Here is a 24,058-nt window from a genome sequence, read left to right as displayed (position 1 = left end):
GCGGGGGCGAGCACAAAGGAGGCGGCGTGAACCTGGCGCTGTTGAAGATCTACCTGAACGATCATCTGGCGGGCTCGACTGTCGGCCTCGAACTGGCGCGCCGTGCGAGGTCGGAGAACACGGGCAACGCCGTGGGCGAGTACCTGGACACCTTCCAGCGGGAGCTGCTGGAGGATCGCTCGACCCTGCTGAGCGTGATGTCGGCGCTGGGGCTCAAGCGGGACGTGGTGAAGCAGACCGCGGCCTGGGTGGGCGAGAAGCTGGGGCGTCTGAAGCTCAACGGACAGCTGACCGGCTACTCACCGCTGAGCCGCGTGGTGGAGCTGGAAGGGCTGTGCCTGGGCACCGAGGGGCGGTTGTCCCTGTGGCGCACGCTGCGGCGGCTGTCGCGCAAGGACGAGCGCCTGGGCCGCTTCGACTTCTCGGCGCTCATCACCCGGGCGGAGCAGCAGCGGCGCATGCTGGAGCGGCTGCGCCAGCAGTCCTCGGAGGAGGCCTTCCTCGAGCCGGGAGAGGGCTCGGTGCTGCGCCTGACTCCCACGCCGAGGGCCGCGGAGTAGGGGAGAGATCGGGCTTCCGGCACGGGATGCGCCTATAAGGTGCCTCCCATGGATGCGAAGTTGCGACAGGTGGTGGAGTTCCTGCTGGGCGAGGGCCAGGTGCAGTGGCTCTCCGAGAAGCCCTCGCCCGGAGTGGAGCCGGGGCCCCGCGAGCTCTTCTTCAGCGTCGGCTCGCGCGGTGAGTCCCTGCCGCCCCATCCCCGAATGCTGGCGTGGAAGCTGCCCCAGTGGATGCGGCGCTCGGTGCGCTCCTCCACGGGCGCCGTCTTCCTGTCCGCCACCGAGCTGGATGCCTTCTCCCTGGAGTTGAAGCAGGGGCAGCCCGAGGGCTCGCTCGGCCTCCTCACCCTGCGCGTCCACGAGCCCACGCTCGATGTGCTCTGCGCCACGCTGTTGGCCGTGTACCGGCTGCTCCATGGCGCCTGGCCCGAGGGCGTCGAGGCCTTCGTCGAGTACGTGGGCGAATGGGAGCAGGGCCACACCGAGACGGTAGGCGTCTACGAGCGCGCCCTGGGCACCGTGTTCTACGCCGCCCTGGACCTCTGGCCCTCGGAGACGGATCGCCCCTCCCGCGAGGTGCTGGAGCTCCTGGCGTCCGTGATGGCCCGGTGCCGCGTCATCACGGAGTTGACGAAGCTGCCCGAGGCCCTCATCCCTCCCGTCGTCTCCCGCCGTCTCAAGGCCGACGAGCGCCTCTACCGCGCCGAGCTGTCGCGGGCCCAGCGCGTGCAACTCGACATCCCGCTCGACAACGAGCCGGACGGGTCCGTGCGGCGCGTGGATGCGCTCTTCCTGTCGTCCTTCCAGGACGTCACCGTCCTCCGGCTGCTCGCGCGCACCGACGCCGAGAACACCCATTACGGCCAGGGCTTCGACTTCATGGCCACGCACATCGCGCGGGCGGATTCGTCCAGGCCCTGGCATGCCTTCTCGCTCACCCCCGAGCGCGCGGGGACGCTCGCGAACCTCGCGGGCTACCTGGACGAGCTCGAGGGAGACCGGCTGCCGGATGGAAGCCCGCGCGCCCGGGGGGGGCGGCGTTTCGAGCGCCAGCCCAACGACTATTCGGACCCGTGGTACTCGGACGGCTATGCCAGCCCCATCGGCCGCGCGACGATGGTGGCGGGTCCCTACTCGGGCACCCGGCTGTCGCGCCGCGAGCTCTGGGAGACCCTCTGGAGCCGCTTCAACGTGGGCCGCCACGTCCACGTCCTCAAGGCGCACACCGTCTTCGCCCGGCCTTTCCTCTGGCGGGGACCCGCGCCGGACGCGGAGCTCGTGTCCCGGGGCTTCCGCCGGTGCGATCTCTCCAACCAGGGCGCGTCCTTCCACCCCGCGGTGGTGAGCTCCTTCCTCGGCGCCACGCAGGAAGCGGACGTGCTGCACTACGAGAAGCCCACCGAGGGCCATACCGTCCGCGTCTCCGTCTACCCGAACCGGCTCGTCGTCGTGTGGATCGAACGGCCCCGGAACACGGCGGCCTCGCTGTACGAGCTGGCCCGCGAGCAGGCGGCGCTCGTGGAGGGCAAGGAGTTGTGGGAGCTCGAGCCCTTGAGGGGCCTGCCCGCCTGGCTCGCGCCGCTGGGCCCGGAGCGCTGGCTCGTCTACGGCGGCTACCGCATCTCCCGCGGCCGCTCGTCGATGCTGGATGACTCGCGCTCCATGCAGGGGCTCTTCTACGCGCTCGCCACGGGCACCGCGCCCACCCTGGAGAAGCTGCCATCGGAGGCCGCGGCGGAGAGCCGGAAGGTGCTCCGCGACGCGGCGGGCGAGACGGAGCACTGGTTGACCTCCACGGGCGGCGCCCGGCTCGAGTTCCTCATCGAGGAGGAGGAGCGTGGACCGCTCGCATGCGACCGGGACTTCCTCCTCTTCCTGCTCACCATTGGCCAGCGCTACTCGGCCTTCGAGACGAGCCGGCGCATGGCCGAGGTGGAGCAGCGCTACCGCACCTCGCGTTGGCAGAGCCTGCGGCCGGCGCGCAGCGTCCGCTCCGACGTGATGCTCTTCACCAACTCCCTGTGGCACACGCGCGTGAGCGAGGACCCCGACGTCAACGCGCGCTACCTCGCCTGGCACTCGCTGCACGGGCTGCAGGAGACGGTGGTGGCCATGAAGGACCAGGCCTCGGAGCTGGACCAGTACAAGAGGGATCAGTTCGACCGGATGGTGGGCATCCTGGTGTTCGTCTTCCTGCCGGTGAGCCTCGCGTGCGGCTTCTTCTCCGGAGCGCAGTTCCAGGAGATGAGCCCCTCGGTGGGTATCCCCGGCACCACCACCGGCTGGCTCGTCTTCCTCGGCTACACGGCGGCCTTCACGGTGCTCGTGTTCGGCACCGTGTTCCTCGCCCGGGTGATGAGCTGGCGCAGGCGCTGAGGTTCTCGCGCTCGGCTGAAGGCCGGTCTATAGAGTCCGGCCGCTCCGCAGCCTTCCCCGAGCGAAAGGACCAACGATGAAGAAGCTTCTTGGGTGCGTTGTCGCTGTTGTCTTGGCCCTCACCGCGCTGCCCGCCTCGGCGCAGCTCGAGCTGCCCGCCGCGAGCCCGTCGGCCAAGGTGTCGCAGGCCGTGGGCCTGACCGAGATCTCGGTCGACTATTCCAGCCCCGCGGTCAAGGGGCGCAAGCTGTGGGGCGAGCTGGTGCCCTTCGGTCAGGTGTGGCGCACCGGCGCCAACATGGCCACGAAGATCACCTTCAGCCGGGATGTGACCTTCGGCGGCAAGCCCGTTCCCGCGGGCACCTACGCCCTCGTCACCATCCCCACCGAGAAGGAGTGGACGGTGGTGCTGAACAAGGAGCTCGGCCTGTTCGGCGGCGGCAAGGCGTACGACCAGAAGGACGACGTCGTCCGCGTCACCGCCACGCCCTCGGAGATTCCCAGCCGCGAGCGCATGACGTTCCTCTTCTCCAACACCACCGAGGACCAGACCTCGCTCGACCTGGAGTGGGGGACGACGCGCGTCTCGGTGCCGGTCAAGACGGACACGGCGGCGTACGCCCAGGCCAACATCCAGGCCGCGGTGAACGGCGCGTGGCGCTCGCTGGCCAACGCGGCCCGCTACGTGGCCGATACGTCCAAGGACTACAACACCGCGCTGGGCTACGCGGATGACTCGCTGGCCATCCAGTCGCACTGGTACAACAACTGGATCAAGGCCGACATCCTGGCGCGCACGGGCAAGTACGCCGAGGCCCGCAAGTTCGCGCAGACGGCCTGGGACCTGGGCCAGAAGGACCAGAACTTCTTCTTCAAGGACCAGGTCGCGAAGGCGCTCCAGGACTGGAAGGGGAAGAAGTAATCAGCCGCCGGTAGAGCGCCTCGTACCGGTCGATGGCCGGTGCGAGCTGGAAGCGCTCCAGGACGTTTTCCCGGGCGCGGCGGGAGAAGAGCCGCCAGCGCTCGGGGTCGCGCACGAGCTCGAGCACGTGGCGGGCCATGGCCTCCACGTCGCCGACCGGCGCGAGGTAGCCCGTCATCCCGTGCTCGACCTGCTCCGGGATGCCGCCGATGTTGCTCGCGACCACCGGGACGCCGCAGCTCAGCGCCTCGAGCGCCGCGAGGCCGAAGCTCTCCTGCTCACTCGGCAGGAGGAAGACATCGGCCGCGGCGAGGATCTCCACGAAGCTCTCCTGCTTGCCCAGGAAGGCCACGCGGTCCTCCAATCCGAGCTCGCGCACCCTGCGCTCGGCGGGAGAGCGCTCGGGGCCGTCACCGATCATCACCAGCCGGGACGGGCGCCTGCCCTGGACCGCCGCGAAGACGGACACCACGTCACCGATGCGTTTGACGGGCCGGAAGTTCGAGACGTGGATGAGCACGGGCTCGCCGTCTTCCAGGCCGGGAAAGAGCTGGCGCAGGTGGGCCCGGTCGCGGTCCGGCCAGTAGCGCTTCGTGTCGACGAAGTTGGGGATGACGTCGATGGGGAAGCTCTCCGGAATGCCGAAGCCGTCCCAGGTGGCGCGCCGCAGGAAATCGGAGGGCGTGGTCACCGCGTCGCTGCGCAGGATGGAGAAGCGCGTGATGGGCAGGTAGGTGGGATCCGTGCCGACGAGCGTGGTGTCGGTGCCGTGCAGGGTCGTCACGATGCGCGGCGCCTTGTCCCCCAGCACCTCCCGGGCCATCCAGGCCGCCGTGGCATGGGGCACCGCGTAGTGGACATGGAGGATGTCCAGGTGCTCGTAGCTGGCGACCTCGATCATCTTCGAGGCGAGTGCCAGCGGGTATGTCCCCGAGTGGGCGAGCGCCGGGTAGTCGCTCTCCGTCACCTCGTGGAAGAGCACCTTGCGCGTCATGCCATGGAGCCGCACCGGCAGGTCGCGCGCGATGAAGTGGACGCGGTGGCCGCGCTCCGCCATGGCCAGACCGATCTCGGTCGCGACCAGGCCGCTGCCTCCAAAGGTGGGAAAGCAGGTGATGGCCAGGTTCAGACGGTCGCTCATCGGAATTCGGGGCGGAACAGGGACCGCGAGAAGGTATTCCCGCTGGCCGGAGTCACGGCCTCAGGTCCTTCAGGTTGCCCGAGAAGGGTTCACACGCCTCCAGCACGAGGCGCACGAAGGCGTGGGAGCCGAGACGGCTCGCGTAGTACGGCAGGCTGTAGATGCGCTCCTGGGGCGCGCCGTCCGGGGCGAGATATGCCCGCAGGCGCTCCACGCGCTCGAGGGTGGTCTGATCTCTCCGGGTGATGGAGCGGCCGTACCGGGCCATGAGCCGGGAGACGCCCCGGCGGACGGTCTTGTCGGTGCGGGTGATGCCCTGGGCGAAGGTCGGGTCGAGGGGGGCCATGCGCTCGCCGAGGCGGGCGAGCTCGGCGGCGAAGGCGCTCAGGAGGCGGGCCTCGACGGCCTCGGGCGATTCGAAGGCTTCTCCGCCGTCGCGGGCGGCGAGGCGGGCCAGCAGCTCGTCACGCGAGGCGTTCGCGTCATCCGGCGAGAGGCCGAGCGTGTCGAGCAGGCGGCGCGCACGGTCATCAATCACCCGGAACCGGCCGCGCGGCACGATGAGCGGCATCGGCAGGCCCACGTGCGCATAGAGGGGCGCGAGCTGGGCGAAGTAGGCGATCTCCCCTGGTCCGCCGACGTAGGCCGCCGTGGGGAGCCAGGAGTCCTGGAGGATGGGCCGCAACAGGGCCGAGGTCGTGAAGCGGAGCGGCTCGCGCTGCAGCGAGGAGAGGAGCCCGGCCGTCGTCACCGAGGCGCCCTCGGGATGGCCCACGAGGCTCCAGGTGCCGGCAGCGGCGGGGTCGAGGCGGTAGCGCGCACCCTCGGGGCCCTCGGGCGAGAAGAAGTCCAGCGGCGCGCCCGGGCGGATGTGGACCTGCTCGGAGAAGCCCGCGGTGGCGAGCGCGTGGCCCCGCTCGGCGAGCTTGCTGGAGATGGCCGCGGCCTCCTCGATGGCCCGGCGGTGGATGGGCGCGGCGAGGGGCGCGAGGCGCGGGTCGCGCGGGTCGAGGAACACGAGCCCCTCGTCCGCGAAGAGGGCCGACAGCACGTCGGCGAAGGCGTCCGCCAGCGTCGCCTCCGGGCGGTAGGCGCGCTCGAGCAGCGCCAGGTGCTCGTCCACATGGGGATTGCTGCCCAGCTCGGCGCGCAACGCGGCGAGCGCACCGGTGATGCTCGGGCCCAGGTGGCGGTGGGCCACGGGGACTCGCGAGGTGGCCGCGCCGGGCAGCTCCAGGGCCAGCCGCAGGGGCCCACCGGCGGAGCGCGGAACGAAGCAGTGATCGATCTCGGGGAGGTCGTGGTCCTCGGTCTGCAGCCAGAAGACGGGGACACAGGGCCGGCCGGTCTCCTCGGCGAGGGCGCGGGCGGCGACGATGGCGGAAGCGGCCTTGTAGATCGTGAAGAGCGGCCCCAGGAAGAGCCCGACCTGCTGGCCGGTGACGACGGCCGTCGTACCGGGGCGGGCGAGCAGCTCCAGGTTCCTCTCGCGGGCGGGGCTCGGCGCGAGGCGCGCGTTGCGGGCCACCAGCACCTCATGGATCGCCGGAGCGAGGGGACGGGACGCCGCAGCGGCCACGGCCTCGGCGCGGGCGGCCCGGTGCCGGAAGCGGTCGGAGAGGAATTCGAGTGCTCGCGGATCGCCGCGCAGCCAGGAGGCGGAGAAGGAGGAGGCCACGGACCGCTTGATAACAACTCCGGCGCACCGGGGCGACGGGGAAGGGGAGCGGGCCGGCATAAGGATTCCTCGCACCCGGGGGGCTTCGTTCCTTGTTAGGGTCCGCCCCGAATGCGGACCCTGGTGATCTTCGGAATGGCAGTGGCCATGAGCCTCGGACTCTCGTCGACGTCACTCGCGCAAGCGCCCCGGCAGCCTCATGCGGGCGAGATCGCGGCGGACCTCCGGCGCCTTGGCGTCGCGGGCAGCGTGCTCTACGTGGCGGCCCACCCCGACGACGAGAACACGCGCCTGCTGGCGTACCTGGCCGGTGGGCGTGGTCTCCGCGCGGGTTATCTCTCGTTGACCCGCGGGGATGGCGGGCAGAACCTCATCGGGACCGAGCAGGATGAGCTGCTCGGGCTCATCCGCACGCAGGAGCTGCTCGCGGCGCGGCGCATCGACGGCGCCGAGCAGCTCTTCACGCGGGCGAGGGACTTCGGCTACTCGAAGAGCGCCGACGAGACGCTGCGCATCTGGGGACGCGATCAGGTGCTGGCCGATGTCGTGCTCGCCATCCGCCGCTTCCAGCCGGATGTGATCATCACGCGCTTCACCACCCTGCCGCCGAACCACGGGCAGCACACCGCCTCGGCCCTCCTCGCCGAGGAGGCCTTCACGGCGGCGGCCGATCCGTCGCGCTACCCCGAGCAGCTCGGAGCGCTGAAGCCGTGGAAGGCCGACCGGCTGCTGAACAACGTCTCGACGTGGAACCTGAAGCCGGACGCGGACATGTCCGCCTACCTCAAGCTCGACGTGGGCGGCTATGACCCGCTCCGGGGGCGCTCCTGGGGGGAGATTTCGGCGGAGAGCCGCAGCCAGCACAAGAGTCAGGGCTTCGGCGTGCCGGCCGAGCGCGGGTCGCAATTGGACTACTTCAAGCCCCTGGCCGGGACGCAGCCGAAGTCCGATGTCTTCGAGGGGCTCGAGCTCTCGTGGCGGCGCTGGAGCGGAACGGAGCAGCTCGTCCGGGTCATCGACGAGGCGGTGAACGGCTTCGATGCGCGCGCGCCCCACAAGAGTGTCCCGGCGCTCCTGCGCGTGCACGAGGCGCTCTCGGCCCTGCCGGACAGCAACCCGTGGAAGGCCATCAAGCTGCGCGAGACCGAGGAACTCCTGGCCGCGTGCGCGGGCCTCTTCCTCGAGGCGCGCGCGGCGGAGGCGATGGCCGTGCCGGGCAGCGCGGTGGCGTTGAACCTGGTGGCGCTGAACCGCTCGCCCGCGCCGTTCCGGCTGGTGGGGGTGACCCTGCCGGGCGGCGAGTCCGTGGCGGCGGGCACCGAGTTGGCCGACAACAAGCCCTTCAAGCTCTCCAGGACGGTGACGATCCCCGAGGGGGCCCGCATCTCCACGCCCTACTGGCTGCGCAAGCCCGTCGCGGGGGGCCTCTACAGCCTGGACGAGCAGGACCGCGCGCTCGTGGGCAGGCCCGAGGGCGAGCCCGACCTGTCGGTGACCTTCCTCTACGAGGTGGGCGGCAAGCGCTTCTCCGTGGTGCGGCCGGTGGTCTACGCGTGGACGGATCCGGTGCGGGGTGAGCTCTACCGCGCCTTCGAGATCGCTCCGGCCATCACGGCGACGCTCGACCGGGAGGTGCTGATGTTCCCCAACGGCACGGCGCAGTCCGTGTCGGTGGTGCTGGCCGCGGGCCGGGCGGATGCGGAGGGGAAGGTCCGGCTCGAGCTTCCGGCGGGCTGGCGCGCGGAACCCGCCGAGGTGCCCTTCAAGCTCGCCGCGCGCGGCGATGAGCGCACGGTCGGCTTCCAGGTGACTCCGCCCAAGGGCGCGGCCGAGCGGGGCCGGCTGCGTGTCGTCGTCGAGAGCGGAGGCCGCGCGGAGTCGTGGCGCGTCCGCACGGTGACGCATGAGCACATCCCCCCGCAGACGGTGCGCCAGCCCTCCGAGGCGGCCCTGGTGCCCTTCGCGCTCGCCACGAAGGTGCGGCGCATTGGCTACATCCCCGGCCCGGGAGATCGTGTGGCCGAGAGCCTCGCGGCCGTCGGGTACGAGGTGACGCTGCTGCCCGAGGAGCGCCTGGGCTCCGAGAAGCTCGAGCGCTTCGAGGCCATCCTGGTCGGGGTGCGTGCCTTCAATGCCAACCAGCGCCTCGCCCTCCACCACGAGCGGCTCATGCGCTACGTGGAGCAGGGCGGGCGGCTCATCGTGCAGTACAACACCAACAGCCGCGTGGGCCCGCTCAACGCCTCGCTCGGGCCCTATCCGCTGGAGATCGGCCGCGATCGCGTGACGGACGAGACCGCGGCGATGACGCCCGTGGATCCCCACCTTCCGCTCCTGAAGGCGCCCAACCGGCTCGCGGCCGCCGACTTCGAGGGCTGGGTCCAGGAGCGCGGGCTCTACTTCGCCTCGAAGTGGGACGAGCACTACAAGCCCGTGTTCTCCATGAACGACCCGGGGGAGGAGCCGCTCCGGGGTGGGCTGCTCGTCGCCCGTCACGGCAAGGGAACCTTCGTCTACACGGGCATCGCGTTCTTCCGTCAGCTCCCCGCGGGCGTGCCCGGTGCCTACCGCCTGCTCGCGAACCTCCTCGCCCAATGACCACCGCCTCGAGACCCCCTGAACCGGCTGCGGCCCCCACGCGGCGGCCCGAGCTCGACGACGCGCCCCCCGTGCTCGGGTCCTGGCGCAACATCTACCTCTTCGTGCTGGGCACCCTTGCCCTGACCATCGCCCTGTTCTGGGCGCTCACCCGGGCCTATTCGTGACACTGCTCGACTGGTTGGTCCTCATCGGGACGACGGCATCCATCGTGGGGTGGGGGTTCTGGCGCACGCGCGGCGAGAGCAAGACCGCCGAGGGCTTCCTGCGCGGTACCCAGGATCTGCGCTGGCCCACCATCGGCCTGTCGGTCATGGCCACGCAGGCGAGCGCCATCACCTTCCTCTCCGTCCCGGGCCAGGCCTACGAGGACGGAATGCGCTTCGTGCAGTTCTACTTCGGCATGCCGATCGCGATGGTGCTCATCAGCGCGGTCTTCATCCCCATCTACTATCGGCTGAACGTCCTCACCGCCTACGAGTACCTGGAATCGCGCTTCGATCTGAAGACCCGCCTCTTCGGCGCGTTCCTCTTCCTCATCCAGCGCGGTCTGGCTTCCGGCATCACCATCTACGCGCCCGCCATCATCCTCTCGGCCGTCCTTGGCTGGCCGCTCGAGCCGACCATCGTGGGCATCGGTGCACTCGTCATCCTCTATACGGTGACGGGTGGCTCCAAGATGGTCAGCCAGACCCAGAAGCAGCAGATGGTGGTGATGCTCGGCGGCATGGTCGTGGCCGCCATCGTCATCGTGTGGCGGCTGCCCGAGCACGTGTCCTTCGGACGGGCCGTGGATGTCGCCGGAGCGCTCGGCCGCATGAACGTGGTCAGCTTCGATCTCGACGTCCAGGACCGCTACAACATCTGGTCCGGGCTCACCGGCGGGTTCTTCCTGGCGCTGTCGTACTTCGGCACCGACCAGTCCCAGGTGGGCCGCTACCTGACGGGCCGCTCCATCACCGAGAGCCGCCTCGGGTTGCTGTTCAACGGCGTCCTGAAGATCCCGATGCAGTTCCTCATCCTCTTCGTCGGGCTCCTGGTCTTCGTCTTCTACCAGTTCACCGCGCCGCCGCTGCTCTTCAACCAGCCCCTGCGCGCGAAGGTCCAGGCGACCGCGCAAGCAGGGGAGTTCGCCGCGCTCGAGCAGAAGTGGGCCCAGGTGCAGGCCGACAAGCGCGCCGAGGCCGATCGCTACCTGGCCGCCCGGGAGGCCGGGGATGGCGCCGCGGAAGCGAGCGCGCGCGAGCGGCTCCAGGCCGCCGCGAAGACGGCCGACTCGGTCCGAAAGGAAGCCAAGGCCGTGGTGGCCCGCGCGCTGCCGGGCACCGAGACCAAGGACTCGGACTACATCTTCATCTCGTTCGTGAAGGACTGGATGCCCAGCGGCCTCGTGGGGCTGCTCATCACCGTCATCCTGGCGGCGGCCATGAGCTCCATCGCCAGCGAGCTCAACGCCCTGGGCGCGACGACCACGGTCGACTTCTACCGGCGGCTCGTCCGCCGCGAGGCCTCCGACCGCCACGTCCTCGCGGCCTCCAAGCTGTTCACCGTCTTCTGGGGCCTGGTCGCGGTGGCCTTCGCGAGCTTCGCGTCGCTGCTCGACAACCTCATCCAGGCGGTCAACATCCTCGGGTCCATCTTCTACGGGACGGTGCTGGGCATCTTCCTCGTGGCTTTCTTCTTCAAGCACGTCCGGGGCAATGCCGTCTTCTTCGCCGCGCTCATCTCGCAGACGACGGTGATCGCCCTCTTCATGTTCAGCACGATCGGCTACCTCTGGTTCAACGTGATTGGCTGCGTGCTGGTGGTCGTCCTGGCGCTGGTCCTCCAGGCCGTCCTACCCCGGGGGGCAGCGGCCCAGCCGTCGCCGGCCCAGGGCGTGTCCGCCCATGAGCGCTAGCGCCGGATGGAGGCGATGGGCGGCCCAACTCCTCGACACCGGGCGGGCACGGCATCAACAATGCTGGAATGCTCACGCTCTACGGCTTCGGCCGCGTCAATTCGAAGGTAGTGGGTCTCACGCGCGATTTGCGCGTCCTATGGACGCTCGAGGAACTGGGCGTGCCCTACCGGGTGCACGGCGTGGATCATCCCGCGGGGGAAACCACGAGCGAGGAGTACCGGCGGCTGAACCCCTTCTCTCAGGTGCCGGTGCTCGAGGATGACGGCTTCGTGCTCACCGAGACGGGCGCGATCCTGCTGTACCTGGCGGAGAAGACGGGCAGATTGATGCCCGCGGATCTCCAGGGCCGCGCCCAGGTGACGCGCTGGTGTTTCGCCGCGCTCAACACCCTGGAGCCCCCGCTGTTCCAGATCGTGATGATCGATCTATTCGGCGCCGCCGATCCCACCGGTGCGCAGCGGCGTCCCGAGCTGCTGAAGTGGGCCGGGCGCGCGCTGACAGCGCTCGAGGACTGGCTTCAGGAGCGTCCGTATCTCACCGGCGAGGCGTTCACCGTGGCGGACATCCTGATGACCACGGTGCTGCGCGAGGTGCGCAACGCGGGCGTGCTCGACGGCTTCCCCCGGGTCTCCGCCTACCGCGAGCGCTGTGAGGCACGGCCCGCCTGGCAGCGGACGCTGGAGGCCTATGAGCAGCGCCTCGGGGCCCCGGCGGGCAGCGCGCGCTAGCCACTCCTCACTCGAGGAAGCGGCCGTCCGGGGAAGACCGCCCAGCAGCAGCGAGGGCCCGGTTGCTCATCGGGTGGGCGCTGAGCGTCCAACAGGGAGGCATCCTCCGTCCGGGCTTCGGAATGGGCCGCACGCGAGAAGGCCTCCCGGTCGGCCCTCCTCGCCGGGAGGAGCGGGGGGTCGAGCGTGAGGCGGCCCTCGAGGCGGACGTCGTGTCTCCTGGGTGGGCTCCTCCCAAAAACTTGCGGGGATTACATTTCTACCCGGTAATTCACTTTGTTGGGATGGCGGCGGGCCGGGGGCCCTCCTCCTGGAGGAGAGGGAGAAGCCACCATGAAGGGTCGTGCAATCGTTCTGGGGTTGGCTGCCTGGCTGATGCTGGCGGGAGCCTGCGGGACGGACGCGCCGGAAGAGCTCGATGCACTGGAGACCGTGGAGTCCGCGGCCACCGGGGCGGGCGTCTACGACTTCTATCCCGACTCCAACTACATCATCTGCACCTCCGCGAGCAGCTGCCCCTGGGCCGGGGAGAACTTCGAGTCCTATGCGGATGGTTCGCTCATCGAGTGCTCGAGCGACCCGTCCCAGCGGGGCCATCTCGAGGTGACGTCCGGGTGCCTCGTCTCGAAGTACGCGGGCTCCTACCGTCGCGGGTGGACGGCCACGTACAACTTCCGGGCACTCACGCGGAAGTACGTGGATGGCAAGAAGGTCGGCTGGAAGACCGCGGCGCCGAGCTATCGCGCGCACATCCACGACTGGCAAACGGGCGCGCCCGAGTGGGCGGGGCTGCATGTCTTCGCCCGCTACCAGACCGAGAACGATCTGTACGTGGCCTCCTACCGGAAGGACGGACTGGTCACGATCAAGAAGAAGCTGGGCGGCATCTACACCACGCTCGCGCAGAAGATGCTCGGGGCTCCGGCCACCCGGACCTGGCATACCGTGAAGCTCTCGGTGAGTGGCGACACGCTGCAGTTCTTCGTCGACGGCCTGCTCCAACTCACGGCCCATGACACCAGCCTCACCTGGGGCACGACGGGACTGCGCACCGACTACATGGACGTGTACCTGGACGACTGGAAGCTCGAGTAGCGCGTGAAGGGTTGATCCTCGACACCCGGGAAGTTGCCTCGGGAGCAGTCAGGCAACCGGAACCGGGCGGAGCAGTTCCCGCGCGTTAGGATGGCCGGAGCCAAGGAGGGCCGGCGTGCAGGGAGCGCAGAACGTGAATCCTCGGGCACCGTCGCGTGGGGAGATGATGCGCGCGGCCGCGGTGGTGGCCGTGGTGCTGGCGGCGCTGGTGGCCGTGGCGTGGCAGTTCGTCGAGCCGGCTCCGCCGCGCACCGTCGTCATCGCCACCGGTTCCGCCAGCGGGGCGTACCACTCGGTGGCCCGGCAGTACGCCGAGCACTTCGCAACGGCGGGGCTCGAGCTCATCGTCCGGGAGACGGCTGGCTCCATCGACAACTACGCGCTGCTGGGCACGCCGGGCTCTGGCGTCGACGTCGCCATCGTCCAGGGCGGCACAGCCCCGGCCGAGAAGGAGCGGCGGAAGGAGTTGGTCGCGCTGGCGAGCCTGTACCTGGAGCCGTTGTGGGTGTTCTACCGGGACGAGGTGCAGCTCGACCGGCTCGGCCAGTTGGCGGGGAAACGCATCGCGGTGGGAGGGCAGGGCAGCGGCGTGCGGGCGCTGTCGCTGGAGCTGCTGGCCGCGGGCGGAGTGGTGGGCGGGCAGTCCGGCACCACGCTCGTCGATGTCGGTGGGGACAAGGCGGTGGCGGCGTTGCGCGAGGGCTCGGTCGACGCGGCCCTGTTCGTCATGGGGCCCACCGCGCCGTTGATCTCCGAGTTGATGCACACGCCCGGGGTGCGGCTGATGAGCTTCGAGCAGGCCCATGCCTATGCGCGCCGGTTCCGCTACCTGTCACCCGTCACGCTGCACCGGGGCTCGCTGGACCTGGTGCGCGACCTGCCGGAGCGGGAGGTGCAATTGGTGGCGCCCGCGGCGGTGCTGGTGGCGCGCAAGGACGTGCACCCGGCCGTGGTCGCGTTGCTGACGGAGGCGGCGGTCCGGACGCACCGGGGCGGCGATCTGCTCAGCGAGCCCGGGAGGTTTCCCAATGACACGCTCACCGAGTTGCCCGTCAACGAGCAGGCGCGGTACTACCTGACGCACGGCCCGGACTTCCTGAGGCGCATGCTGCCTTTCTGGCTCGCGGCGCTCATCCACCGGTTCGTGGTGCTGCTCATTCCGCTCTTCGTGGTGCTGGTGCCGCTGCTGCGGCTGACGCCTCCGGTGTACCGGTGGAGCATCCGCTCGCGCATCTATCGCTGGTATGCGCGGCTGCGAGTCATTGACGAGCGTCTTCGTGGCGCGCCGGATGCCGAGCAGGTGCGGAAGGATCTGCTGCAGCTCGAACAGCTCGAGCATGAGATTGGCGGCTTGAAGGTGCCGTTGAGCTACATGGACGAGTTCTATTCCTTGCGCCTGCACGTGGGCTACATCCGAGGCCGGCTGGAGGAGCGGCTCACGGTGCCGGACGCGCCTCGCACCGAGGGCGCCCTGAAGCACGGCTGAGGGAAGAGGGGTGCCGCCTGGAGCGCCTCACAAGGCCGCGGCGAACTTCGCGGCGATGGGCACGGCGACGCGGCCGCCCACGCCACCACCCTCGACCAGCACGGCGAAGGCGATGCCTTTGTGAAAGCCGATGAACCACGCGTGCGTGGGCAGCGGCGTGCCGCTTCCGAACTCGGCCGTGCCCGTCTTGCCGGCAAGCCCCGGCACGCCCACCGCCGCCCGGCCAGAACCCTCGGTGACGACGGCGCGCATCAGCGCCTGCAAGGGCAACCGCGTACCGGGCGCGAGCGAGGCGCGTGGACCGTCCTCGAGCTCCGCGATGAGGTAGGGCGCGCGCCACCGGCCCGACTCGGCCGCCGCGGCGACCGAGGCCATGTGCAGCGGCGTGGCCAGCACGCGTCCCTGTCCGATGGCGGCCGCCGCCTGCTCGGTCTCGTCCCGGGGCTCAGGAAACGAAGCGCCAGGGGAGGGAAGTCCCGGGTAGTACTCCACGTCGAAGCCGAAGCGGTGGGCGGCGGCTCCGAGGGCGCCCGCCTCGAGCCCGGCGGCCGCCAGCACGAAGGCGGTGTTGCACGAGTGGGCGAAGGCCACACGCAGGCGGGTGTTCCCGAACGCCTCGCCCTCGAAGTTGCGGAACGACTTGCCCCCCACGGTCGCCACGGGCGGGCACGTCACCGGGGAGTCCACGCGCATCCCCGCCGCGAGCAGTGCTTCCGAGGTGATCACCTTGAACGTCGAGCCGGGCGGGTAGCGGCCGGTGAGGGCCCGGTTCAAGGGCTGTTCGAGCGGCCGGCTGGCGACGGCCAGGATGGCGCCCGTGCCGGTGTCCACCGCGACGAGCGCCGCCGGCTGTGTCACGCCCTCCAGCGCGGCCTCCGCGGCGGATTGCACCTCCTGGCGCAGCGTGGTGTGCAGGGGCGTGCCCGGCGTCCCCTCGAAGCGGCCGAGCACGCGCACCTCTCCGGACGCACGGGTGAGGCGCACCTCCCCGGAGGGGCTTCCCGCGAGCTGCGCCTCATACGTCAGCTCCAGCCCGGACAGGCCCACGATGTCTCCCGGCTGGTAGAGCGGGCCCAGTTGCGGGAGCAGCTCGGCCGTCACCTCGCCCACCCGGCCCAGCGTGTGTGCCGCGAAGCCCTCGGCCGGGGAGAGCCGGGCGCTCTTGCGGCGGAAGAAGATGCCGGGCACGGGGGCCAGCGCCGGGCGCACCACCTGGTAGCGCTCGGGCCGCACGTCGATGATGGGCACGAAGTGCTCGGGCGCCACGTTCGGCGCGTTCAGCAGCTTCTCCAGCCGCGCCGGATCGACGCCCAGCTGCGCCTGGAGTGCCGAGGCGATGGCGGCGCGATTCTGGATGCGCCGGGGCTCGACGCCGATGGTGATGACCTCGCCCTGGCGGGTGAGGGACTGGCCGTCTCCGTCGAGGATGGCCGCCCGCTCCGGGCGTGACCTCGTGCGGGAGAACCGGTCCCCCTCGCGCGCCTCGGGGTGCAGCACCGCCGGAGTCCAGCGCACCCACCAACGCCCCTCGCGGCGCATCAGGCGCAGCGTGCCGTCCACCTGCCACTCGCCCAGTCCGCGCAGCACGTGGATGGCGCGGAAGGTGACCACCGCGCTCTCCGCCTCGCGCTCGACGCGGCCGGGCTCGAAGCGGGACGAGAGAATGCGCAGGTCATCGCGGAAGCGCTGGTGCTGCTCCGCGAACCAGGCGGGCGGCTCGGCCATCTCTCGCCCCATGGCGGCGACATCGCCTCGGGCCCACGCTTGCAGGTAGGCCTCGGCCTCACCGAGCGGATCCTCCGCGGGCCGCCCCCGCACCGAGACGCAGGCCGCCAGGAACAGGGCAGCCGCGGCGCTCACTCCAAACCTCAACCCTTGCCGTGACACGCGGCGCACTGTGCGGCGGACAGACGGCGAGTCAAGGAATGCGGCGGGTGGTGCCGTCTCCCTCGGGATGGGGATGCACCGGACGTCTCCGCATCCCGTACGCGGTGAGCGGATCGCGGAAAAAAGAAGACCCCGCGGCACCTGAGGGTGCTCGCGGGGCTTCATCACATCCCGGGCTCTACCGTGTGGCTCAGCTGCCCGTGCCGGTGGGCGGCACGGGGGCCTTGCCGGGCGTCCCCGCGTCCTGGGCCACCAGGCGCAGCTGACCGTGCCCGGCGACGAAGGAGGCGTCCACCTCGCGCTCCAGGTACGTGTAGCCGGACAGGCCTTCCTCGTACATGCGCAGCAGCTGGCGCGACTCGTCCAGCGTCAGCTTCCCGTTGCGCAGCGCCACCTCGGTGGACTTGCGCAGCTTCGCCACGAGGTCGTCCTTGTTGTAGCTCACGTAGTTGAGCACCTCGGTCACCGTATCGCCCTCCACCACGTGGTCGATCAGGTAGCCGCCGTTGGGCCCCAGCGACACCTGCACCGCGTGCGTGTCACCGAAGAGGTTGTGCAGGTCGCCCAGAATCTCTTGGTAGGCGCCCACCAGGAAGATGCCCAGGTAGTAGTCGTCGTTGTTGAGCGGGTGCAGCTCGAGCGCGTCCTTCACCTCACGCTTGTCGATGAAGTGATCGATCTTCCCGTCCGAGTCGCACGTGATGTCCGCCAGCACCGCGCGCCGCGACGGCCGCTCGTTGAGCCGGTGGATGGGCATGATGGGGAAGAGCTGATCAATCGCCCACGAGTCCGGCAGCGACTGGAACACCGAGAAGTTGCAGAAGTAGGTGTCCGACAGCTGCTTCTCCAGCGCCTCGAGCTCCTCGGGAATCTCTCCCGACTCGCCGGCGATCCGCATGATCTTGTGGCAGAGCGCCCAGAAGATGTTCTCGGCCATCACCCGCTGCTCGAGCGACAGGTGACCCAGCGAGAAGAGCGTGAGCGTCTCCTCCTTGTAGTCCTGGGCGTCGTGGTAGGCCTCGAGCAGGTTCTTGTTCGTGACTTCCTTGAAGGTGGACAGCAGGTTGCGCACCACCGAGGGCGCCTTGTCGTCCGTCTTCTCCGGCACGCTCACGGGATCGAACTCGCTGGTGCCCAGCACGTCCACCACCAGCACCGCGTGGTGCGCCACGATGGCGCGGCCCGACTCGGACACCAGGGTGGGGTGCTGCACGCCCGCCGAGTCGCACGCCTCCATCACCGCGAACACCACGTCGTTGGCGTACTCCTCCGTCGTGTAGTTCATGGACGAGGTGAAGTTCGTCTGCGAGCCGTCGTAGTCCACGCCCAGGCCGCCGCCCACGTCCAGGTACTTCAGCGGAGCGCCCTGGCGCGCCACCTCCACGAAGAAGCGGCCCACCTCGCGCAGCGCGTTCTTCACGTTGCGGATGTTGGAGATCTGGCTTCCCAGGTGGAAGTGCAGCAGCTCGAAGGAGGGCAGCAGCCCCGACTCCTTCAGGAAGCCGATGGCGCTCATCAGCTCCGAGGAGGACAGGCCGAACTTCGAGCGGTCTCCGCCCGAGGCCTCCCACTTGCCCGCGCCACGCGAGGACAGCTTCACCCGCATGCCGATGCGCGGCGCAATGCCCGTCTTGCGTGCCACCTCGGCGATGAGGGGCAGCTCCGAGGGCTTCTCCACCACCAGGATCACCTTGCGGCCCAGGCGGCTGAAGCGCAGCGCCGTCTCGACGTACTCCTCGTCCTTGTAGCCGTTGCAGATGACGAGCGCGTCCTCCTGGTCCAGCAGCGCCATCACCGCGAGCAGCTCCGGCTTGCTGCCGGCCTCCAGGCCGTAGCCGAACTGCTTGCCCGTCTCGACGATGGTCTCCGCCACGTACCGGTGCTGGTTGACCTTGATGGGGTAGACGCCCTGGTAGACGCCCTTGTAGTTGTGCTCGGAGATGGCCTTGCGGAACGCTTGGTTGAGGTGCACCACGCGGTGACGCAGCACGTCCGTGAAACGGATCAGCAACGGCAGTCCAATGCCACGGCGGCGGACTTCGTCCACCAGCTCCTTCAGGTCCATGTTCGGGGCCGTGGGGCCATCCGGATGGACACACACGTGCCCCTTCTCGTTGACGCCGAAGTAGGGGGCGCCCCAATTGCGGATGCCATAGGTGTCCTGGGCATCAGCGAGGGTCCAGCGGTGCTGAGGAGTGATGGGCGGCATCGGCGTTCCTGATCTCCCGGTCTAGGGGTGGACGGTGTCCAACAAGGGACAGCGCGGGAAGTATCGGGAAACTCCCCGCCGTTCAACTCCTGGTTGAGGGGCAACCGGCCAGCCTCGGGAGTGGCCCCCCTTCCCAACGCAATGAGTGGGCTGTCCTCCAGCGGATTCCTACCCTTCCCCAGAGGAGGTCCGGGAGCCCGCATGGAGCCAAGGGGAGGGTACATGGAGTCGTCCGCACGCAGGGACTCGCCGTTGATGACCCCACGGGAAATCTACGAGCGGTTGGACAGATTCGTCATCGGCCAGGAGGCGGCCAAGCGAGCCGTAGCCATCGCCGCGCACAATCACCTGAAACGAGTTCAAGCGCGCCGGCTGCGGCGCACCTCGCTGCTCAAGAAGAGCAACATCCTGCTCATCGGGCCCACCGGGAGCGGGAAGACGCACATCGCCCGCAATCTCGCGGAGATCCTCTCCGTCCCGTTCACCACCGTGGACGCCACCGAGTACACGGAGGCCGGCTACTACGGCAAGGACGTGGAGGTGATGGTGGCCGACCTGCTCTTCAAGGCCAACCACTCGGTGGAGGACACCCAGCGGGGCATCATCTTCATCGACGAGGTGGACAAGATCGCCCGGCGCTCGCAGGGCGCTCGCAACGGGGCGGGGAGCCGGGACATCGGCGGCGAGGGCGTGCAGCAGGCCCTGCTCAAGCTGCTGGAAGGCCGCGAGGTCTTCGTGCCGATGAATGTCACGCAGACGTTCAACCGGGGGGACTTCGTGCCCATCGACACCCGGGACATCCTGTTCATCTGCGCGGGCACCTTCTCGGATCTGCACGAGTACGGCGGCAACGTCGACACCCGGCCCATGGGCTTCGGCGCCCAGGACGTCCAGAAGGTGCGTCGGCGCATCACCACCAAGCAGCTGGTGGACTTCGGCATCCTCGCCGAGTTCCTCGGCCGCCTGCCGGTGGTGGTCCAGCTGGAGCTGCTCGGCGAGCCGGAGCTGCTGCGCGTGCTCACCGAGCCCCCAGACTCCATCGTCCGCGAGTACCGCGAGCTGCTGGGGCTGGACGGCATCGAGCTGGATCTGACGGAGGACGCCCTGCGCGAGGTGGTGCGCTTCTCCATCGAGAAGGGCCTGGGCGCGCGCGGCCTGCGCTCCATTCTCGAGCACGTGATGTCCGACGTGATGTTCGAGGCCCCCGAGCACCGCCGCCGCCAGGTCACCGTGGACCAGGGCTTCGTCCGCGCCCGCCTGGGTGGATTGGAGGCGAGCGCCGGGCTCGGGGCCTTCTAGCCCCTCCGGCTACTCGCCGCGCTCGGACGCCCGCGCCGCGGCCCCCAACCGGGCCGCGAACTGCGGGTCCTGCAGGAGCTGGAGCACGAGGTTGCTGCGCAGCGCCGCCTGCGTGTCACCTCGCTCCAGTGCCGCGCGCAGCTGCTTGTCCGACAGGGCCCGCTGGAAGCGCGGGTCCTGCTTCAGCGACTTGTAGGCCGGGTTGTCCGCCAGGCGCTTCGCCTTCTCCGGGTTGCTGGCCACCTGGGCCACCGCGACCATGTCCTTCACCCCGGAGAACTGCGTCATCTCGAAGAGGTTGTAGCGGCGTGCCAGCCCGAAGGACACCGAGTCCTTGGGCGACACGCCCATGCGCTTGCCCGCGACGATGATGTACTGCTCGGCGAAGACGAGCGCGCTGAGCACCACGTAGACGATGAGCACCACCTTCGTCCCGCCGAGCACGAAGCCGATGGCGTTGTCCGCGCCCTGCTTCTCCCGGTCCTCGCCGCCGAAGAGCCGCTTCAGGAAGTAGGTGAGGGTGTAGCGGACCACCACCAGTACGGTGAGGAACAGCACCAGCGTGCCGGCGATCGTCCCGACGAACAGCGGCGCGCCCCCTAGGGCGGCCGACATCTTCGGCCCCACGTAGGTGCCCAGCTTGCGCGACACGTACCAGGCCACCGCGAGCGCCACCAGGTTGGCGATCTGCTTGGCCCCACCGGTGATGGCGCCCACCACGGCGAAGAGCAGCACCAGGCCCAGGATGATCAGATCGATCGTCACGCCGTCCCCCTTCTCGCGTCAGCGAATCTTGAAGGCGTCGCCCTGCTTGCGTGACTCGTCCAGTAGCACCTTCTGCACCTCGGCGAGCTTCTCCTTGTACCGGGTGTTGGCTGGCTCATAGGTGAGCGCCATCTTCAGATTGCGCTCGGCCGAGGCCCAGCGGCCCGCGTCGGCGTCCGCCGCGCCCGTCTGGTAGAACTGCCGCCCCTTGGGGTGCACGCCGATCTGCTCCTCCACCTGGCGCTTGGACGCGGCGCGCGTCTCGGCCTCGGAGGACTCGGTGAAGCGCAGCTTCTGGGCCCGGTCCGGCCCCGAGATGTTCGCCGTGTACTGCCGGCGCTTCGCGTCGTCCCGGAGCACGTAATAGGCCTCGGTGACGCGCTTGTAGAGATCGTGGACCCGGTCCTTCAGCTCCTTGTTGTCCAGGTGGAAGAAGCGGTCCGGGTGATAGGTGCGGCTCTCCCGGTAGAAGGCACTCTTGATGTCCGCGGGGGCCGCGCTGCGCTCCACCATGAGGACCTCGAAGTAGTCCATCTGGTCCAGCCGGGAGCAGCGATCCCAGAGCTCGGCCATCTGGTTCGGGTCGAGGTCCATGGTCGCCCTCCCGGCCGCGGCGGGCGGCGGGGGAGGCGGCTGGACAGCGGCGGTGGGAGGTGGGGGCGGGACGGCCGGAGCCACCGGGGGCACGAGCGGCGCGATGGACGGCGCGACGGGAGGAGGCGGCGGCTGGAGCGCGGCGGGAGGAGGCGGTGGTGGACGCACCGGGCCGGCTCCGGACGGAGGCCGCGCGGGCGTGCTGCCCGCGGGCGCCACGGCCGGCAGCGAGGTGGTGGGCCGGATGGCGGGACGCGGCCCCGAGCCAGGCGCGGTGGGCGCGGTGCTCACGGGGGGCGGCACGGCGGCCCCAGGGGCCAGCGTGGGCGGCTGCGCGCGGGGCGGCTGGGCCGCGGCCGGTGGAGGAGGGGGAACGCCGGGGGCCGGTGGCGCCGGGGGCGTCCCGGGCGGGGGCGGCGGCCGCGCGGATGCCACGCTCGGAATCCCGGTGGCGGAGGGGCGCGTCGCGGAGGGCGTCCCGGGCGGGCGTGGCGGCGCGGCCGGGGGCACACCCGGGGCCGCGGGCGCACCCGGAGGCACGGCCGGACGGGCTCCCGAGGCGGCGGGGGCGGCCACTCCTGGCGGCGGGGGCGGACGCACTCCCGAGGGGGCGGCGGGCGTTCCCGGCGGAGGAGGCGGACGTGCCGCCGGGGGGACGGCGGGCGAACCTGGAGACGAGGGCGGCCGGGCACCCGCCGCGGGCGCTCCTGGCGTCGCGGGCGCACCAGGCCCGGCCGGGCGGACGCCGGAGGACACGGCGGGGACGGTCGCGGTCGGACGGATGCCGGAGGGCACGGCGGGGACCGTCGCGGTCGGGCGCGCGGGAGGCTGGGCCGGCGCTCCGGTCACCGGAGGCCGGGCGGGGGCCGCGGCGGGCGGGGTACCCGGGGGCGGCGGTGGACGGGCGGGGGCCGCGGTGGCCGCGGCCGGACCCGTCCTCGAGCCCGGCGCCGCGGGCTGGCTCGTGGCCGGAGGGGCGGGGGGTTTGCCGTCGCCGTTCTGGGGAGGCTGGGACATCGCGCTCGTCTATCTCCCTCGACTGGTGGCCACGGCGGGCAGATCCGCCCCATGCCCCGCGAGATGAATCTGCTTGTTGGCCTGGATGGACGCCTGGATGTCCGCCTCCGACATGCCCGAGGACATGGTCAGCGTGGTGGACGTCTTCTGGCCCGTCTCCTGGTCCGCCGCCGACACGTTCACCAGGCCGTCGGTGTTGATCTCGAACGTCACGTCGATCTTCACCTCGCCCCGGTAGCCGATGCGGAAGCCCGAGAACTCGAACTCACCCAGCATCTCGCACTCGTCGGCGCGGTTGGACTCGCCCTGGTAGACGCGGATCTTCACCTTCTCCTGGCCGTCACGGCTGGTGGTGAACGTCTTCGAGCGGTCGATGGGCACCGGGGTGTTCTTGTCGATGACCTTCTCCGTGTAGCCGCCCACCGTGCCAATCCGCAGCGACAGCGGCGTCACGTCCACCAGGAAGGTCTCCGTGGCCGCGTCCAGCAGCGCGTTGGCCTGCAGCGCCGCGCCCATGGCCACCACCTGATCCGGATTGATGCCCTCCTTGGGCTCCTTCTGGAAGTAGTGGCGCACCGAGTTGCGGATGATGGGCAGGCGCGTGGGGCCTCCCACCAGGATGACCGCGTCGATGTCCGCCGCCGTCATGCGCGCGGACTGCAGGGCCTCGTCGCACACCTTGAAGGTGCGCTGCACCAGGTCCATCACCATCCGGTTGAACTGGTCCTGGGTGAGCTTGCCCGTCAAGTCCAGCACGTTGCCGCCCGCGTCCTGGCAGATGCCCTGGCAGTTCACCTCCGCCACGCCCTTGCTGCCCACGTCGATCTTCGCCCGCTCGGCCGCGTCCTTGAGCATCTGCAGGCAGTACTTGTTCTGCCTCAAGTCCAACCGCGTGCGCTTCATGAAGTCGTCGGCCAGCCACGTCATGATGCGGTCGTCGAAGTCGTCGCCGCCCAGGTACGTGTCACCGGCGGTGGACAGCACCTCGAAGACGTCCTTGCCGATCTCCAGGATGGAGACGTCGAAGGTGCCGCCGCCCAGGTCGTACACCACCACGCGCTGGCTCACCTCGCGGCCGAAGCCGTAGGCGAGCGCCGCCGCGGTGGGCTCGTTGAGCACGCGCAGCACCTCCAGCCCGGCGATGCGGCCCGCGTCCTTGGTGGCCTGGCGCTGGTTGTCGTTGAAGTAGGCGGGCACGGTGATGGCCGCCTTCGTCACCTCGCGGCCCAGGTACCCCTCGGCGATGGCCTTCATCTCCTTGAGCACCAGCGCGGAGATCTCCGGCAGCGAGTAGTTGTGCCCCCGCACGGCGACGCGCACCGAGTTGTTGTCGCCCTCGACGATTTGATACGGCATCACCGCCTGGGCCTTCTTCACCTCGTCGGAGAAGAAGTAGCGCCCGATGAGGCGCTTGGCCGAGTACACCGTGCACTCGGGGTTGGTGATGATGTTGCGCTTGGCCGCGTTGCCCACCAGCACCGAGCCGTCCTCCAGAAAGGACACGCACGAGGCATGGGTCGTCTCTCCCCACTCGTTGGGGATGACGAACGGCTGACCGTCCTGCACCACGGAAACACACGAGGTGGAGGTTCCCAGGTCGATGCCGATCGCGATGTCGTCCGACATTCCGTCTCCGGTGTAGCCATGGAGGGCCGTTGAATCCCCAACCCTCTGGAAGGCGCCGGGATGTTAGGCACCTCGCACTCGGGCTGTCAAACGTTGTGTATGGGTAAACCCCAGTCCTTTCAAGGGGTTGGCTGGGGTGGCGGCGGGGGGAAACCCGGGTTGAGCGGCCGGGAG

General features: G+C 70.0%; 17 protein-coding genes. 10 read left to right on the top strand and 7 right to left on the bottom strand.

Annotated elements, in window-relative coordinates:
* The first annotated feature begins 26 nt into the window (after nucleotides 1-26).
* From NR798_RS31215 to NR798_RS31205, 3 genes are all read left to right on the top strand, one after another.
* The gene (locus NR798_RS31215; RefSeq protein WP_375766170.1) at nucleotides 27-560 is read left to right on the top strand and encodes a hypothetical protein; all 534 of its coding nucleotides are present in this window, start codon (nucleotides 27-29) and stop codon (nucleotides 558-560) included.
* 48 nt (nucleotides 561-608) lie between these two features.
* Nucleotides 609-2,936, top strand: coding sequence for a hypothetical protein (locus NR798_RS31210; protein ID WP_375766169.1), 2,328 nt, complete (start codon nucleotides 609-611; stop codon nucleotides 2,934-2,936).
* A gap of 76 nt (nucleotides 2,937-3,012) precedes the next feature.
* Nucleotides 3,013-3,858 (top strand): DUF2911 domain-containing protein, encoded by an 846-nt coding sequence (locus NR798_RS31205; protein WP_375766168.1) that lies wholly within the window; start codon nucleotides 3,013-3,015, stop codon nucleotides 3,856-3,858.
* On the opposite strand, the gene bshA is transcribed toward NR798_RS31205, so the two are convergent.
* Together bshA and bshC are read right to left on the bottom strand one after the other, a co-directional pair.
* Complete coding sequence (gene bshA, locus NR798_RS31200; protein ID WP_375766167.1) at nucleotides 3,809-4,999, bottom strand: N-acetyl-alpha-D-glucosaminyl L-malate synthase BshA; 1,191 nt, start codon at nucleotides 4,997-4,999, stop codon at nucleotides 3,809-3,811. The two genes, NR798_RS31205 and bshA, sit on opposite strands and share 50 nt — an antisense overlap.
* A 52-nt stretch (nucleotides 5,000-5,051) precedes the next feature.
* Nucleotides 5,052-6,737 (bottom strand): bacillithiol biosynthesis cysteine-adding enzyme BshC, encoded by a 1,686-nt coding sequence (gene bshC, locus NR798_RS31195; RefSeq protein ID WP_375766166.1) that lies wholly within the window; start codon nucleotides 6,735-6,737, stop codon nucleotides 5,052-5,054.
* A 51-nt stretch (nucleotides 6,738-6,788) separates the two neighbouring features.
* Between bshC and NR798_RS31190 the strand changes: the two genes are divergently transcribed.
* The 5 genes from NR798_RS31190 to NR798_RS31170 all read left to right on the top strand — a co-directional run bounded on the left by NR798_RS31190 (nucleotide 6,789) and on the right by NR798_RS31170 (nucleotide 14,487).
* On the top strand, nucleotides 6,789-9,275 hold the full coding sequence (locus NR798_RS31190; RefSeq protein ID WP_375766165.1) for a PIG-L family deacetylase: 2,487 nt from the start codon (nucleotides 6,789-6,791) through the stop codon (nucleotides 9,273-9,275).
* Nucleotides 9,276-9,438: 163 nt separating this feature from the next.
* Nucleotides 9,439-11,175 (top strand): sodium:solute symporter, encoded by a 1,737-nt coding sequence (locus NR798_RS31185; RefSeq protein ID WP_375766164.1) that lies wholly within the window; start codon nucleotides 9,439-9,441, stop codon nucleotides 11,173-11,175.
* Nucleotides 11,176-11,243: 68 nt separating this feature from the next.
* On the top strand, nucleotides 11,244-11,906 hold the full coding sequence (locus tag NR798_RS31180; RefSeq protein WP_375766163.1) for a glutathione S-transferase family protein: 663 nt from the start codon (nucleotides 11,244-11,246) through the stop codon (nucleotides 11,904-11,906).
* 333 nt (nucleotides 11,907-12,239) lie between these two features.
* On the top strand, nucleotides 12,240-13,001 hold the full coding sequence (locus NR798_RS31175) for a hypothetical protein (RefSeq protein WP_375766162.1): 762 nt from the start codon (nucleotides 12,240-12,242) through the stop codon (nucleotides 12,999-13,001).
* Between the two features lie 133 nt (nucleotides 13,002-13,134).
* The gene (locus NR798_RS31170) at nucleotides 13,135-14,487 is read left to right on the top strand and encodes a TAXI family TRAP transporter solute-binding subunit (RefSeq protein ID WP_375766161.1); all 1,353 of its coding nucleotides are present in this window, start codon (nucleotides 13,135-13,137) and stop codon (nucleotides 14,485-14,487) included.
* A gap of 27 nt (nucleotides 14,488-14,514) precedes the next feature.
* On the opposite strand, the gene NR798_RS31165 is transcribed toward NR798_RS31170, so the two are convergent.
* Together NR798_RS31165 and speA are read right to left on the bottom strand one after the other, a co-directional pair.
* Entirely contained in the window at nucleotides 14,515-16,347 is a 1,833-nt protein-coding gene (locus NR798_RS31165) for a penicillin-binding transpeptidase domain-containing protein (RefSeq protein ID WP_375766160.1), read from the bottom strand.
* Nucleotides 16,348-16,564: 217 nt separating this feature from the next.
* Nucleotides 16,565-18,583 (bottom strand): biosynthetic arginine decarboxylase, encoded by a 2,019-nt coding sequence (speA, locus tag NR798_RS31160; RefSeq protein WP_375766159.1) that lies wholly within the window; start codon nucleotides 18,581-18,583, stop codon nucleotides 16,565-16,567.
* A gap of 222 nt (nucleotides 18,584-18,805) precedes the next feature.
* Here speA and clpX point away from each other — a divergent pair, with 222 nt between their 5' ends.
* Nucleotides 18,806-19,882 carry an ATP-dependent Clp protease ATP-binding subunit ClpX gene (gene clpX / locus NR798_RS31155; protein ID WP_375766158.1) on the top strand — a complete coding sequence of 359 codons (1,077 nt, stop codon included), beginning with the start codon at nucleotides 18,806-18,808 and terminating at the stop codon, nucleotides 19,880-19,882.
* A gap of 9 nt (nucleotides 19,883-19,891) precedes the next feature.
* Here clpX and NR798_RS31150 read toward each other — a convergent pair whose 3' ends face one another.
* Together NR798_RS31150 and NR798_RS31145 are read right to left on the bottom strand one after the other, a co-directional pair.
* On the bottom strand, nucleotides 19,892-20,647 hold the full coding sequence (locus NR798_RS31150; protein WP_375766157.1) for a CvpA family protein: 756 nt from the start codon (nucleotides 20,645-20,647) through the stop codon (nucleotides 19,892-19,894).
* 18 nt (nucleotides 20,648-20,665) lie between these two features.
* Entirely contained in the window at nucleotides 20,666-21,241 is a 576-nt protein-coding gene (locus NR798_RS31145) for a J domain-containing protein (RefSeq protein WP_375766156.1), read from the bottom strand.
* Between NR798_RS31145 and NR798_RS31140 the strand changes: the two genes are divergently transcribed.
* The gene (locus tag NR798_RS31140) at nucleotides 21,240-22,325 is read left to right on the top strand and encodes a hypothetical protein (RefSeq protein WP_375766155.1); all 1,086 of its coding nucleotides are present in this window, start codon (nucleotides 21,240-21,242) and stop codon (nucleotides 22,323-22,325) included. The genes NR798_RS31145 and NR798_RS31140 overlap by 2 nt on opposite strands.
* Here NR798_RS31140 and dnaK read toward each other — a convergent pair.
* Nucleotides 22,268-23,884, bottom strand: coding sequence for a molecular chaperone DnaK (dnaK, locus tag NR798_RS31135; RefSeq protein WP_375766154.1), 1,617 nt, complete (start codon nucleotides 23,882-23,884; stop codon nucleotides 22,268-22,270). The two genes, NR798_RS31140 and dnaK, sit on opposite strands and share 58 nt — an antisense overlap.
* Nucleotides 23,885-24,058: the final 174 nt, after the last annotated feature.

This window comes from Archangium gephyra (assembly GCF_042230915.1).
Taxonomy (GTDB): Bacteria; Myxococcota; Myxococcia; order Myxococcales; family Myxococcaceae; genus Archangium; species Archangium gephyra_B.
The sequence above is the reverse complement of the archived record's forward strand: the minus strand, read 5'-3'. Positions and strand labels throughout refer to the sequence as shown.

Excerpts from the sequence above, each read along its gene's own strand:
- NR798_RS31210 (WP_375766169.1), top strand. The coding sequence starts at position 609 with ATGGATGCGAAGTTGCGACAGGTGGTGGAGTTCCTGCTGGGCGAGGGC.
- NR798_RS31205 (WP_375766168.1), top strand. The coding sequence starts at position 3,013 with ATGAAGAAGCTTCTTGGGTGCGTTGTCGCTGTTGTCTTGGCCCTCACC.
- bshA (WP_375766167.1), bottom strand. The coding sequence starts at position 4,999 with ATGAGCGACCGTCTGAACCTGGCCATCACCTGCTTTCCCACCTTTGGA.
- bshC (WP_375766166.1), bottom strand. The coding sequence starts at position 6,737 with ATGCCGGCCCGCTCCCCTTCCCCGTCGCCCCGGTGCGCCGGAGTTGTT.
- NR798_RS31190 (WP_375766165.1), top strand. The coding sequence starts at position 6,789 with ATGCGGACCCTGGTGATCTTCGGAATGGCAGTGGCCATGAGCCTCGGA.
- NR798_RS31180 (WP_375766163.1), top strand. The coding sequence starts at position 11,244 with ATGCTCACGCTCTACGGCTTCGGCCGCGTCAATTCGAAGGTAGTGGGT.
- NR798_RS31175 (WP_375766162.1), top strand. The coding sequence starts at position 12,240 with ATGAAGGGTCGTGCAATCGTTCTGGGGTTGGCTGCCTGGCTGATGCTG.
- speA (WP_375766159.1), bottom strand. The coding sequence starts at position 18,583 with ATGCCGCCCATCACTCCTCAGCACCGCTGGACCCTCGCTGATGCCCAG.
- clpX (WP_375766158.1), top strand. The coding sequence starts at position 18,806 with ATGGAGTCGTCCGCACGCAGGGACTCGCCGTTGATGACCCCACGGGAA.
- NR798_RS31140 (WP_375766155.1), top strand. The coding sequence starts at position 21,240 with ATGGTCGCCCTCCCGGCCGCGGCGGGCGGCGGGGGAGGCGGCTGGACA.
- NR798_RS31145 (WP_375766156.1), bottom strand. The coding sequence starts at position 21,241 with ATGGACCTCGACCCGAACCAGATGGCCGAGCTCTGGGATCGCTGCTCC.
- dnaK (WP_375766154.1), bottom strand. The coding sequence starts at position 23,884 with ATGTCGGACGACATCGCGATCGGCATCGACCTGGGAACCTCCACCTCG.